At 47.0% G+C, this 12,185-nt stretch carries 10 protein-coding genes; 6 read left to right on the top strand and 4 right to left on the bottom strand.

Annotation, left to right across the window (positions count from 1 at the left end):
- Positions 1 to 479: 479 nt before the first annotated feature.
- Positions 480 to 1,694 carry an NAD(P)-dependent oxidoreductase gene (locus tag ACFPIB_RS08700; protein ID WP_378017049.1) on the top strand — a complete coding sequence of 405 codons (1,215 nt, stop codon included), beginning with the start codon at positions 480 to 482 and terminating at the stop codon, positions 1,692 to 1,694.
- 291 nt (positions 1,695 to 1,985) lie between these two features.
- Positions 1,986 to 2,954: an SRPBCC family protein gene (locus tag ACFPIB_RS08695; protein ID WP_378017048.1), complete on the top strand. Its 969-nt coding sequence runs from the start codon at positions 1,986 to 1,988 to the stop codon at positions 2,952 to 2,954.
- A gap of 34 nt (positions 2,955 to 2,988) precedes the next feature.
- Here ACFPIB_RS08695 and ACFPIB_RS08690 read toward each other — a convergent pair whose 3' ends face one another.
- Positions 2,989 to 3,798: a gliding motility-associated C-terminal domain-containing protein gene (locus ACFPIB_RS08690; RefSeq protein ID WP_378017212.1), complete on the bottom strand. Its 810-nt coding sequence runs from the start codon at positions 3,796 to 3,798 to the stop codon at positions 2,989 to 2,991.
- A 1,275-nt stretch (positions 3,799 to 5,073) separates the two neighbouring features.
- On the opposite strand from ACFPIB_RS08690, the gene ACFPIB_RS08685 reads away from it, so the two are divergent.
- Positions 5,074 to 5,511: a DUF4345 domain-containing protein gene (locus ACFPIB_RS08685; RefSeq protein WP_378017047.1), complete on the top strand. Its 438-nt coding sequence runs from the start codon at positions 5,074 to 5,076 to the stop codon at positions 5,509 to 5,511.
- Between the two features lie 111 nt (positions 5,512 to 5,622).
- On the opposite strand, the gene ACFPIB_RS08680 is transcribed toward ACFPIB_RS08685, so the two are convergent.
- The 3 genes from ACFPIB_RS08680 to ACFPIB_RS08670 form a co-directional block, all read right to left on the bottom strand.
- Positions 5,623 to 5,955 carry a chaperone modulator CbpM gene (locus tag ACFPIB_RS08680; RefSeq protein ID WP_378017046.1) on the bottom strand — a complete coding sequence of 111 codons (333 nt, stop codon included), beginning with the start codon at positions 5,953 to 5,955 and terminating at the stop codon, positions 5,623 to 5,625.
- Positions 5,956 to 6,039: 84 nt separating this feature from the next.
- Positions 6,040 to 6,978: a DnaJ C-terminal domain-containing protein gene (locus ACFPIB_RS08675; RefSeq protein WP_378017045.1), complete on the bottom strand. Its 939-nt coding sequence runs from the start codon at positions 6,976 to 6,978 to the stop codon at positions 6,040 to 6,042.
- Between the two features lie 503 nt (positions 6,979 to 7,481).
- Positions 7,482 to 7,874: a DUF6960 family protein gene (locus tag ACFPIB_RS08670; RefSeq protein WP_378017044.1), complete on the bottom strand. Its 393-nt coding sequence runs from the start codon at positions 7,872 to 7,874 to the stop codon at positions 7,482 to 7,484.
- A gap of 316 nt (positions 7,875 to 8,190) precedes the next feature.
- Between ACFPIB_RS08670 and ACFPIB_RS08665 the strand changes: the two genes are divergently transcribed.
- The 3 genes from ACFPIB_RS08665 to ACFPIB_RS08655 all read left to right on the top strand — a co-directional run bounded on the left by ACFPIB_RS08665 (position 8,191) and on the right by ACFPIB_RS08655 (position 12,095).
- Positions 8,191 to 8,388, top strand: coding sequence for a hypothetical protein (locus ACFPIB_RS08665; protein WP_378017043.1), 198 nt, complete (start codon positions 8,191 to 8,193; stop codon positions 8,386 to 8,388).
- A gap of 145 nt (positions 8,389 to 8,533) precedes the next feature.
- Positions 8,534 to 9,172 (top strand): PRC-barrel domain-containing protein, encoded by a 639-nt coding sequence (locus tag ACFPIB_RS08660; protein WP_378017042.1) that lies wholly within the window; start codon positions 8,534 to 8,536, stop codon positions 9,170 to 9,172.
- A gap of 169 nt (positions 9,173 to 9,341) precedes the next feature.
- On the top strand, positions 9,342 to 12,095 hold the full coding sequence (locus ACFPIB_RS08655) for a 2-oxoglutarate dehydrogenase E1 component (protein ID WP_378017041.1): 2,754 nt from the start codon (positions 9,342 to 9,344) through the stop codon (positions 12,093 to 12,095).
- The last annotated feature ends 90 nt before the right edge of the window (positions 12,096 to 12,185 follow it).

Genomic DNA, 12,185 nt, shown 5'->3' with positions numbered 1-12,185 from the left:
CATTTTTGAGTTTTCAGGCCTGAAGGCATAGCGTTTTACCCCACCTAAATCCTCTCCTAAAAACAGGGGAGGACTTTTTATCGGCTAACGTGAAGTCAACCACCCCAACCCCTCCTGTCCAAGCGGGGAGCTTTTCCGTCAGCTGAAGCAGACGGCAATGAATTTGCTCTTCTGACTTTTTAGGCTCGAAAGCATAGCGTTTTTTTTTCAGGAATGCGTGTGGACAGGTCAAGCCCTGTCCCTACAGGAATAACCTAAGAACCGCTGCCATTCATATTCAGCACGGCAGAAAAAAGCCCCTGCTTGGACAGGAGGGGTTGGGGGTGGTTGATTTCACGTTAGCCGAAAACCCTGTAAATCCCTTAAATCCCAAAAATCGTGTTCAGACAAAAAAACTCCCTCCCCTGTTTTTAGGGGAGGGCTGGGGTGGGGTAAAATTTTTCTTAAATTTACCACCCATAACCCAACCTGCCCCCACCATGACCAAGCATAAGATCGGTATTGTAAGAGAAGGAAAAGTTCCGGTAGATAAACGCGTACCGCTTACCCCTAAAAAATGCCAGGAAACGTTGCAAGCGTATCCGGAAACGGAAATTGCGGTGCAGCCCAGCCCGATCCGGTGTTTTAAAGACCAGGAATATACTCAGCTCGGCCTTACGTTGCAGGAAGATCTTTCGGATTGCGATATTATTATGGGCGTGAAGGAAGTTCCTGTTGACCAGCTTATTCCAAATAAAACGTACCTGTTCTTTTCGCATACCATTAAGAAACAGCCGTATAACCGCAAACTTTTGCAGGCCATTTTGGAGAAGAACATCACGCTGGTAGATTACGAAACGCTTACCGATAAAAACGGCAACCGCATTGTGGCTTTCGGGCATTGGGCAGGCATTGTGGGCGCATATAACGGCATTCTGACCTACGGCAAAAAGTGGAGCTTATTCGACCTGAAACCGGCGCACCAGTGCGTGGATATGGAAGACATGGAGGAAGAATTCTTTAAGGTGAAAACGCTTCCGTCCATTAAAATTGCGGTTACCGGCGGCGGCCGCGTAGCCAAAGGCGCCATGGAAGTGCTCGACATGATGGGCATTAAAAAAGTGAGCGTGTTCAACTTCCTCTACAACAACTTCAACGAGCCGGTTTACGCGCAACTGCACTCTTCCGATTACAATACCCGCAAAGACGGCAAGGTTTGGGACAGTCCCGATTTTTACGCGCACCCCGAAGAATACCAAAGCACTTTCGATAAGTTTACCAAGGTTACCGATCTGCTGATTGCCTGCGCCTACTGGGATCCGAAAGCGCCGAAACTCTTCACCGAGGAAGAAATGAAGGAGCCGGATTTCAAAATAAACACCATCGCTGACGTAACCTGCGACATAGACGGTTCTATCCCGACCACCAAACGCTCTACCACCATTCCAGACCCGGCCTTCGATTACAACCCCTGGACCAGCCACCTGGAGCCGCCTTACAACAAGCAAGGCAACATTACCGTGATGGCCGTAGATAACCTGCCCTGTGAACTTCCCCGCAACGCTTCCCGCGATTTCGGCCGCCAGTTAATTGACAACGTATTCCCGTATTTGTTAGGCGAAGACGACGGCACCATTGAACGCGCCACCATCGCCAAAAACGGAAAACTGACCGAGAAATACAGCTATCTGCAGGATTATGTGGATGGAAAATAACCTGAAACCGGAAGTTTTTTAGTAAGAATGTTGCATAATCATGTCGCAAGTTTAGGCGCAGCCGCAACTTGTGACTTTTAATAGTTAGCCAGTTTGTAACTGGCGGAAACATTGCGACTTTTTGGCTCCAAAAGCATAGCGTTTTCTGTTGCTGGTTTGGTTGCCTTTCAGGCAAGGTCAGTTGCAAACTGACCAAATGTTAACCCACAAGTTGGGCTGCGCTAAACTTGCGGGATGGGAGACAGTAAGTTGGTCTGTGCGCTACAGACCACGGTTAAGAGTGAATATTAAATGGAGAATCAGCAATTTAAGAAGTGGCTCAAAATTATCGGTATTCCGGTAATAGTAGCTTTAGCAATCAGAGGTTTTTTTGGAGTAGAGGCCTGGAATGATCTCTTTTCCGTAATGACAGTTGGTTTTTTATTTTTCGGGCCATTGCTTGTTGGTATGCTCGCAACCTATTTATCTGATGTAAAGAAATTACAAAACAGATGGTATGTCTTCTTCCTGCCTTGGCTACCAATTTTTTTATTTTTTCTGATTACACTTGCGTTTAAAATTGAAGGTTGGGCTTGCTGGTTAATGGTTCTGCCTTTCTATTTGCTCGCAGCTTCGGTAGGTGGAATAATAGGATCGGAATTAAAGAAACAGAAAGTAGCTAAAAACAAAAAGTTATTTGTTTCGCTGTTCGCTATTTTACCATTTTTAATTGCTCCAATCGAAAAAATGGTAGGCGCAATTCCCGGAACGTATGATGCCTATACTTCCATAGATATAAAAGCTGATAAAGAAGCAATCTGGAGAAACGTAACGCGTGTTCCGCAAATTCAGAAAGAGCAGGATAAAGGTTGGTTAACAGAATCTTTAGGTTTTCCAAGACCACTAAAAGCTGAATTAAATTACGAAGGCGTGGGGGCCAGCCGGGAAGCAATTTTCGATAAAGGTTTAGTTTTTCACGAAGAAGTAAAGGAATACGAACACCAGAAAAAAATGCGGTTTTCTATCAAAGCAAATCCGCATGAAATACCTTCTACTACTATGGATGAACACGTAGTAATTGGTGGTGATTATTTCGATGTTTTAGACGGAACTTATGAGTTGGAAAAGTTAAATGAAAATACTTATCGGCTGCATTTGTACAGCCATTTCACGTTAAGCACTACATTCAACTTTTATGCAAGCTGGTGGGCCAGATGGATTATGCAGGATATTCAAAATAATATTTTGCAAGTTGTAAAGCAGCGGGCGGAACAAGCTTAGACTTTTTCCCCTCAAAACCCTAGCGTTTTTCAACTTAACCACCCACTAATTCAACCCAACCTTTTTTCCTTTTCAGCTGGCCGTTAAAATCGCGGTATTCTACCAAGTAAAAGTAAACCCCATCGGCACTTTTCCCGCCGTTTACCCTACCGTTCCAGCCTTTTCCAATATCCGAAGTTTCATAAAGTAACTGTCCCCAGCGGTTGTATATTTTAAGCGTTCCGGAGGCGATTCCGCACATTTGCATGGGCCGGAAAGTGTCGTTGCGGCTGTCGTTGTTCGGGGTGAAAATGTTGGGCAGCAGCAGGTTTTCGTAATCGCCGATCTTCACGCTAAAACGTTGGGGGCAGGTTTGGTAGGTTACGTCCACTTCGTAAGTTCCGGGTTTGGTGGCGCGGAAAATGGCGTTGGTTGAGCCGTCTTGCCAGCGGTAAACGGCCCCCGGCAGCGTGGCATTTATCAGCACTTCGGAGTTCTGGCAAAGCGCCGTATCTTGCGTTAAAGCGGGTTTCGGGAAGTTTATACGGGTTACCGTTACGGTATCGGAAAGCGTTTGGCCGTTGCAGGAAGTCGTGGCGCGGAGCCAGTATTTTCCGGGTTGGGTTACGGCAATGGTGGCGGTGGTATCGCCGGTGCTCCAAATGTAAGACGCCAGCGCCGTGCCCGACCGGTCGCGCAAGGCCAGCGGTGCATTGGCGCACAAAATACTGTCCCTCCCGATGTCGATTTTAACGGGCGCCACCCGGCTGCAAAGCGTGTTGGTTACGCTCGGAATTTGCTTCACTACCACCGGTTTATTCACTATGCTGAACGTGTGCGAAAGTACCTGCGAAGGCTGCACCATGGTTTGCGTTACCGGTTCGGTGCTGAGGTTTATGGCCAAAGTCGTGTCGCAGCCGGTCCGGAAACGATTGTCGGTTTTGGCGAAAAACAGCGTGGAACCGGCCGCGTTGCCAATGGTAAGGCCAGCCAAAAGCGTATGGTTTTCGTCGGAAAAACCCACGTGCGAACCCTGCAGTGGAATTCCCGATTTTAAATTATCCAGCGTATTTTGCCGCACAATATTCAGGTCTTTATCGAACTCAACCACGGTAGCGTAATTAAACCCGGACACGGATTTGTTGAAAATGGCCGCGAAATTTCCGGTGCTTTTTTTGTAGAGCTGCGGCGGGTTACCACTGAAATCCGTAACCTTCATGCCGCCCAAAAGCAGCTGCCCGGTCTTGCTCATTTTGTAAAGGCTCACCTTACTTGTACTGCTGAAGCCCGTAAAAATGTAGCCGTCGGTTACTTCTATGGGCGCCAGGTAACTCACCGTATTCCGGAAATCGCTCACCCATTCCTGGTTTCCGCTCTGGTCGGTTTTGATAAGTACGCCGCCAATGCGCGCCAGAATGCCGCCATCGGAAGTTAAAAGTCCGCCGCCCCAGATCGGACCGAAATTGTAGAATTTGCTCCAGAGGAAATTGCCGTTCGCATCGAGCTTGATAATGGTGTTGTAGTGCAGTTGCTGGTTCAGCGGTGCGGCGTTGGCCAGGATCATCAAATTGCCGTTGCTTTCTTCGCTGATCGTGTACGGAAACTGACTGTAATCCGGGTCTTCAAGCGTTTTGCTCCAGCTAATATTCCCGTTAGCATCTAAAATCGTAACCACCGAATAATAAATACTGCCGTTCGGAATGCGGTTCAAAAGCGCAAAACCGCCGTTTCGGGTCTGAATAACGCTGCCAATGTACGGCCCGATGGGTAGTTTATATTGCTTCGCCCATTCCGGATTACCGCAGCTGTTGAATTTGTAAAGTTGCAGGCTGTCTAAGGAAAAAACCGCAATTCCCTGGTCCGGCGTCTGAAAAACCCGCACATTCCGCCCCACATTCATGCCCTCGATCTGCTTCACAAACGCGCCCTGGCCCAGCGAAACCAGCGGAAAAAGCAACAGGAAAATTCGTAACAGGTTTTTCATAGGCAAGGCAGGTGCAAACGTACTTTCAAGACTACTTTCGGGCGACAAACGTGGCAAAAATCCGCAAAAATTTCCAGCTTCCGAAAATCTTGATCTCTGTCAAGGTTTCTGAATGCGCGCCGCCGGAAATTTGCAACGAACTTTAAACCAAACAAAATGAAAAAGCAAAAAATAAGCCTGCTGGCCGCCAAAAGTTTCATCCTGCTTTCGGCCTTCAGTTTAGTATCGGTAAGCCTCATGGCGTTTGCCAGTCCGCAGGCCGTAATGGATCTGGTACAAATAAAACTCGAAAACACCGATGCCTACAGTTCGATCCGGGGCGTGTATGGCGGCGTGGGAATGGCGCTGGTGATTTCGCTGGTTTATTTAGCCGTAAAAGCGCCGCGCAAAGGCCTGCAATTTTTAATGCTGCTCTGGGGTTTTTATGCTTTAAGTCGTACCATTACCATTTTCTCTGAAGGAGCTTTGGGAGATTTTGGCACGCAATGGCTGATCATCGAATCGGTATTTTTCCTGATTGCGGCTACATTATTTTTCGCCACTAAAAACAGCGTAGAGAAGCAGCTGAAGTTAGATCTGAGTATGAGTGTTTAATCCGAAATTCGGGAAATAAAAATGCAAAAAGCACAGGTAAGAAACTTGTGCTTTTTCTTTATTAGAAACGGAGGTTATTTTCAAATTATCTAGAATGGGAAACATGATTTCTTATAGATCATCTACATTCTCTTCCGAACCGAAAAGCCGTAGATTCTGCTCTTCTTCCAGTTGCTTCAATCGGTATTTTATAGTTTCCAGCTCCGAATTCAGATTCAGCAACTGGTCGCGCATGTTCAGAATAATTTCCAAACCTTCCTTGTTGATACCCAGCTCCGAATGCAACCGGATCATGCGTTCCAATTTCTCGATTTCTTCTTCGGGTACAAATGCTTGCTTTTCCTGTTCTTGCAAATGCACTAAGCCAAAATCTGCAAATTCCCGCACCAGTGTCACCTGAACCCCATGATGCGTACAAAATTTCTCTATTTCGATGTAGTTCATTATTTAGATGCTAGATGTAAGACAATAGATTTTAGACTTTCGAAAACGCTAGGGTTTGGCCGGAAAAACCAATTTACAAACCAATTAATTCGGTCGAAGTTCAACCAGTTGCCTGAACAATTCCTTTTCTTTCTCCGTGAGTTTTTCTGGTAAATGGAGTATCGTTTTTATATATAAATCGCCGTGCTGACCGGGGTGGTTGTAAACCGGGAAGCCTTTGCCCTTTAGGCGCAGCATTTTACCGTTCTGGGTTTCGGGCTGAATCTTGATCTTGATCTTTCCGCTGAGCGTATCTACAATTTCTTCGCCGCCCAAAGCTGCTTTGTAAATGCTCACCGGAACATCAAGGAACAAGTCGTCGCCTTTGCGAGTGTATTTTGGATTGGGGTTGATGCGGAAGGTGATGTACAGATCGCCGTTTTCAGCACCATTCATGCCTGGTCCGCCTTGTCCTTTTAAGCGAATGGTTTGTCCGTCCGCTACGCCTGGTTTGATGTTGATGCGCAAGTTTTTGCCATTCACGGTTAATGTTTTGCTGCCGCCGCGGAATGCTTCCTCTAAAGGCATTTGCAACTCCGCGCTTAGATCCTGTCCTTTAAAAGCCATGCTGCTTCTGCGACCGCCTTGTGAACGTGCACCACCTCCGCCCATGCCGCCGAAAATTGAACTGAAGAAATCTGAAAAATCGCCGCCGCCAAAGTCGCCTTCAAAGTGCGTGTATCTGCCGCCGCCCGGTCCGCCTGCACCCGCATATTGGCTCCAGTCGAAACCGCCTGCGCCGCCGCCGGCTTGTTCGTAGCGTTTCCAGTCGGCGCCGAGTTGGTCGTATTTCTTGCGTTTTTCATCGTCGCCCAATACTTCGTAGGCTTCCGAAATGGCTTTGAATTTTTCTTCCGCTTCGTGGTTGCCCGGATTCACATCCGGGTGATACTTTCGGGCCAGTTTTTTATACGATTTTTTGATTTCGTCCTTGGTGGCCGTCTTCGAAACTTCCAGGGTTTTGTAATAGTCTTTGTATTCCACAGGTCAGAAATTTTTAGACTTCGGTTTGCAGTTTTATACGAAGTTTAAGGGAATTGTTAACGCCTCCAAAAGTTAATTCAAAAGAGTTTTTGTCTGAACACGATTTATGGGATTTAAATGATTGTCAGGTTTATCGGCTAACGTGAAATCAACCACTCCTAACCCCTACTGTCCAGGCGGGGAACTTTTGGTTTCTGCTTCTTTTTGACTTTTTGTGCTTAAAACCATAGCGTTTTTGCTTTGAACTATGATTAGTAAAATCAGAATTATAGAATTGAATTGCCCCTGGCATTAGTCAGGGGAGCACAGCAGCTGATAATTGGCTTCAGCTTAAATAATAAATAGGAGGGAAAGTGTAATTTGGCTAAAGCCGAAATGGAAAAATTGCAGAATCCCATGGCTAAAACCATGGGCAATTGAAATCCTGTAAATCTCAAAAATCCTGAAAATCGTGTTCAGACAAAAATCTCCCCCCCCTGAATTAGGGGAGGGGCGGGGTGGGGTCACACTTTCACCAGATCTTCTTCGCCAAAAATGCCTGGTAGTTTGCGTTTGCGCATCACCAGACCGTAGTAAGCCCGGCCTTCGCGTTCGTTCCAGAATATATCGTTTACTTCGGCGGGGTAATCCGGAATTTCGGGTTGGTTTTGCACGCGTACGAAATCGCCATAGCGCAGAGGCGGCTGATCTACTTCCGTGAAAAGCTCGGGTTTTACTTTGTATTGGCGGTCTTGGTAACGAAGCAGCAGCCAGCCGTTGGCAGTTTCCAGCAACTCGAACACTTTGCCGGCCGGCTGAATATCTTCAAAATCGCGGCGGTTGGCGGGGTGAATGTAGGTGTACCCGTGTTCAGGAAACCAGGGATAAAGTCCGAAACGAAGTGGCTGGCGGCGCATGCTATTAATTTGAAAATTTGAAGATTTGGAAATGGTTATTCGCAATTGTGTACTTAAAAGTTAAGAATCCTGGCTCAAACCAAATCTTTAATAAAGGTAAAAGGGATTTGCGGAATCAAAAAAAGCAAGGGCTTGCAATTTGATTAATCAGCCAAAATACCCGGTCTCATCTTCAAATTTTCAAATCTTCAAATTTCCAAATCTGGCAAAAACCCGAACGCTTTTACCCCGTAGAAACAGTACTTTTTCAGTCGCAAACCCTATCGTTTTCAAACCAAAAAACTTGCGGCGCAGCTTCTATACACAACATAAAACTATGGCTGAGATCAACATCGAACGCAAAAAAAACTCTGGCTGGGGCTGGATCTTATTGCTTATTCTGCTGGCTTTAATTGGCTGGGCGGTTTACAAATTCTTCTTTCAGGATACCACGCAATACGAACAGGATAAAAACCTGGAAAAAGCGCCGGTTGGCATGCTTATTACCCACGAAGAACCCATTTACCGCACCTGATCTTCTGGCTTCGTTTCCGCTGAAGTTTACAGATTAACTATTTCCCGTTGTAAAAAACGATAGGATTTTACGCCTGAAAACTGCCGGCTTCAACCAAGAATAAGATCGAATCATTGAATCTCCAACAATCGAAAAATCGAAAAACATGACCACACAATACTCTGATGATACTAACTTTACCGGCGATCCGGGTTCCACGTTATCGCCGCTGAAAACGCTGAAGAATTTTAAAGTTGCCAAAGATAACCTCGATGTGCGCGGCTGGGAAGTGATGGGCGCCGACGGCCGGAAATTAGGCGTGGTTGACGATCTGATCGTAGACGAAACCCTGATGAAAGTGCGTTACCTCGATGTAGAGATCGATAAAGATCTGATCCACGATAATCCGGACCATCATTTGCTGGTTCCTATCGGTTCGGCGAGGTTGCAGGAAGAAGGTGATAAAGTTTTCGTAAACCACCTCGACCAGATGACCCTGCCGCGTTACCCGCTTTATGCCGGCGGTGCCGTGGTGCCCGAGTACGAAAGGTTGCTGCGCGAAACCATGATCAACCCGAACAAACAGCAAACGCCAATAACCGAGCAAAGCAACCTGCCCATTCCAACCGATTTCTACAAGCACGAATACTTCGACGAACGCAAATTCTACGATCGTTCTGCGGCCAATACCAACCCGGTTCATCACGACCTCGACACTATTGAACGTTTGGTGCAGATGCGGGAAAAAGGAATTTTAACCGATGAAGAATTTCAGCATTTAAAGCGCCGCGCCATAGGTCTGTAAGCGGCTTTACTTTTTTGTCTTAAAACCATACCGTTTTGAAAGAAATTTTCAAATAGTATGGTTTTAATTTTGTTGATTATCAGGTTTATTTGTTAATGCGAATATGTATTTTAAAGTAATATAGGTAATTAGTATCTTTGCCCTCAACTACTTACCAAATCAACTCCGCATGGATCAGTATTCATATATCGCAAATGCCCACGGAGCCTACATCGATGAGCTCTACAAAGCTTATCAGCAGGATCCGGAAGCCGTAGATTTCGGCTGGCGCAAATTCTTCGAAGGTTTCGAATTTTCGCAAAATTACCCGTCAGAAAATGGCCATGAAACTGCTGTAGCGGCCAAGCCAGGTGCCGCCGCTGGCGCGCCAACCGTTTCCGATAAGGAAGTTAAAGTTTATCAGCTTATCCAAGCCTATCGTTCGCGGGGCCACTTACGCTCTAAAACCAACCCGGTTCGCGAACGCAAAGACCGTCACGCCATGCTCGATCTGAAAGATTTCGGTCTTTCCGATGCCGATCTGAATACAACTTTCCAGGCTGGCAATTTGATCGGCATTGGCGCAGCTCCTTTAAAAGATATTGTAGCTGCTCTACAGAAAATCTACGAGCGCACTATCGGTTTCGAGTACATGTACATCCGCGACCCGAAAGTGCTGGCCTGGATCCAGGAAAAGATCGAGAAAGATTCATTAAGCTTCAACCCGGGCATCGAATACAAAAAACGCATTCTTTCTAAACTGAACGAAGCGGTTGTGTTCGAAAACTTCCTGCATACCAAATTCTTAGGCCAGAAACGCTTCTCATTGGAAGGTGGCGAAACTACGATTCCGGCTTTGGATGCGATTATCGATAAAGGGGCTGAACTGGGAGTTGAGGAAGTAGTTATTGGCATGGCGCACCGCGGACGTCTGAACGTGCTGGCGAACACCATGGGTAAAACCTACGAGCAGATCTTCTCCGAATTTGAAGGCACTGCCGTTCCGGATCTGACCATGGGCGATGGCGACGTGAAATACCACATGGGTTACAGCTCCGAAATTGAAACTGCCAGAGGCTATAAAGTTAATCTGAAACTGGCTCCGAACCCATCGCACCTAGAGGCGGTAAACCCGGTGGTGGAAGGCTTCGTTCGCGCGAAACTCGATACCATGTATGGCAAAGATTACAATAAAATTCTGCCGATCTTAATTCACGGCGATGCGGCTGTTGCCGGCCAGGGAATTGGCTACGAAGTAACGCAGATGAGCCAGCTGGAAGGTTACAAAACCGGCGGTACGCTGCACTTTGTAATTAACAACCAGGTTGGTTTCACCACCGATTTCGAAGATGCGCGTACCTCAATTTATTCAACTGACTTAGCGAAAATTATCGATGCCCCGGTGCTGCACGTAAACGGCGACGATCCGGAAGCAGTAGTTTTCGCAGTACGTCTGGCAACCGAATACCGCCAGATGTTCCATGCCGATATCTTTGTAGATATGGTTTGCTACCGTCGTCACGGACACAACGAAGCCGATGAACCGAAATTCACGCAGCCTTCGCTTTATAACCTGATTTCCCGCCACAAAAACCCGCGCGAAGTTTACAACGAAACGCTGATCAACCGCGGCGAGATCGATGCGAAACTGGCCGAGGAGATGGACAAACAATTCCGCGATACACTGCAGGCCCGCCTGGATATGGTAAAGCAAAAACCGCTGCCATATAATTACCAGAGCATGGAAAAAGAGTGGCAGGAATTACGCCGCTCCAAGCCGGAAGATTTCGAGAAATCGCCGGAAACGGGGGTTTCGCAGGAAGTGATCGATAAAGTTGGCAAGGCCTTAACGGTAGTTCCGGAAGGTTATAAACCGCTGAAACAGATCGAAAAGCTGCTGAAAGACCGCCAGGATATGTTCTTCGGCAGCAAAACCCTGAACTGGGCCGCCGCTGAATTACTGGCTTACGGTTCTATCTTGCTGGAAAATAAAATTGTGCGTTTAAGCGGTCAGGATGTGCAGCGCGGTACCTTCTCGCACCGTCACGCTGTTTTCCACGATGCCAACACCAGTGCGCCATACAACAGCCTGAACAACATCGCCGAAAAACAGGCGCAACTGCATATCTACAACTCCCTGCTTTCTGAGTACGGCGTTTTAGGATTCGAATTCGGTTACGCCATGGCCAACCCGAATGCGTTGGTAATCTGGGAAGCGCAGTTCGGAGATTTCGCCAACGGTGCGCAGGTTATGATCGACCAGTTCGTAACTTCCACCGAATCGAAATGGCAGCGTATGAACGGCGTAGTTATGCTGTTACCGCACGGCTACGAAGGACAAGGTCCGGAACACTCCAACGCCCGTCCGGAACGCTTCCTGCAACTTGCTGCCGAATACAACATTTTCGTAACGAACATCACCACGCCGGCCAACTTCTTCCACATGCTGCGCCGCCAATTGGCTTTGCCTTTCCGCAAGCCTTGCGTGAACATGTCGCCGAAATCGTTGCTGCGCCATCCGTTGGTTTCTTCTAAAGTTGAAGAGTTTACCAAAGGCAGTTTCCGCGAAGTGATCGGCGATGATTTTGCTACTGCGAAATCGGTGAAAACGGTATTGCTTTGCACCGGAAAAGTGTACTTCGATTTATTGGAGGAACAACAGAAAAACAAGCGCAAAGACGTAGCCATCGTGCGTATGGAGCAGCTGCATCCGTTCCCGAAAACGCAATTAGCTACTGAGTTAAGCAAATACAAAGGTGCGAAAGTGTATTGGGTACAGGAAGAACCACAAAACATGGGCGGCTGGATGTACATCCTGAATGCGATGCGTTCTGAAGTGGTAGATGTGATCTCCCGTAAAGCAAGTTCTTCTCCGGCTACCGGCTATAATAAAGTACACCAGAAAGAGCAAAAGGAAATCGTAGAACGCGCGTTCGCTCTGTAATTTCAAAGAATATTTCCCGAAGGAAACGCTATGGTTTTTACCTCAAAAAGTATAGCGTTTTCCGAAGGTTTTCAGCAAATAGAAACGAAT

The organism is Adhaeribacter terreus (assembly GCF_042657365.1).
In the GTDB taxonomy this organism is placed as follows: Bacteria; Bacteroidota; Bacteroidia; order Cytophagales; family Hymenobacteraceae; genus Adhaeribacter_A; species Adhaeribacter_A terreus.
Note: the sequence above shows the minus strand (reverse complement) of the source record. Positions and strands in the feature narration are given on the sequence as shown.

What these genes read in the sequence shown, in the direction of transcription:
- ACFPIB_RS08660 (WP_378017042.1), top strand. Translation starts at nt 8,534, where the DNA reads ATGACCACACAATACTCTGATGATACTAACTTTACCGGCGATCCGGGT.
- ACFPIB_RS08690 (WP_378017212.1), bottom strand. Translation starts at nt 3,798, where the DNA reads ATGGTGCAGCCTTCGCAGGTACTTTCGCACACGTTCAGCATAGTGAAT.
- ACFPIB_RS08695 (WP_378017048.1), top strand. Translation starts at nt 1,986, where the DNA reads ATGGAGAATCAGCAATTTAAGAAGTGGCTCAAAATTATCGGTATTCCG.
- ACFPIB_RS08680 (WP_378017046.1), bottom strand. Translation starts at nt 5,955, where the DNA reads ATGAACTACATCGAAATAGAGAAATTTTGTACGCATCATGGGGTTCAG.
- ACFPIB_RS08670 (WP_378017044.1), bottom strand. Translation starts at nt 7,874, where the DNA reads ATGCGCCGCCAGCCACTTCGTTTCGGACTTTATCCCTGGTTTCCTGAA.
- ACFPIB_RS08655 (WP_378017041.1), top strand. Translation starts at nt 9,342, where the DNA reads ATGGATCAGTATTCATATATCGCAAATGCCCACGGAGCCTACATCGAT.
- ACFPIB_RS08665 (WP_378017043.1), top strand. Translation starts at nt 8,191, where the DNA reads ATGGCTGAGATCAACATCGAACGCAAAAAAAACTCTGGCTGGGGCTGG.
- ACFPIB_RS08685 (WP_378017047.1), top strand. Translation starts at nt 5,074, where the DNA reads ATGAAAAAGCAAAAAATAAGCCTGCTGGCCGCCAAAAGTTTCATCCTG.
- ACFPIB_RS08700 (WP_378017049.1), top strand. Translation starts at nt 480, where the DNA reads ATGACCAAGCATAAGATCGGTATTGTAAGAGAAGGAAAAGTTCCGGTA.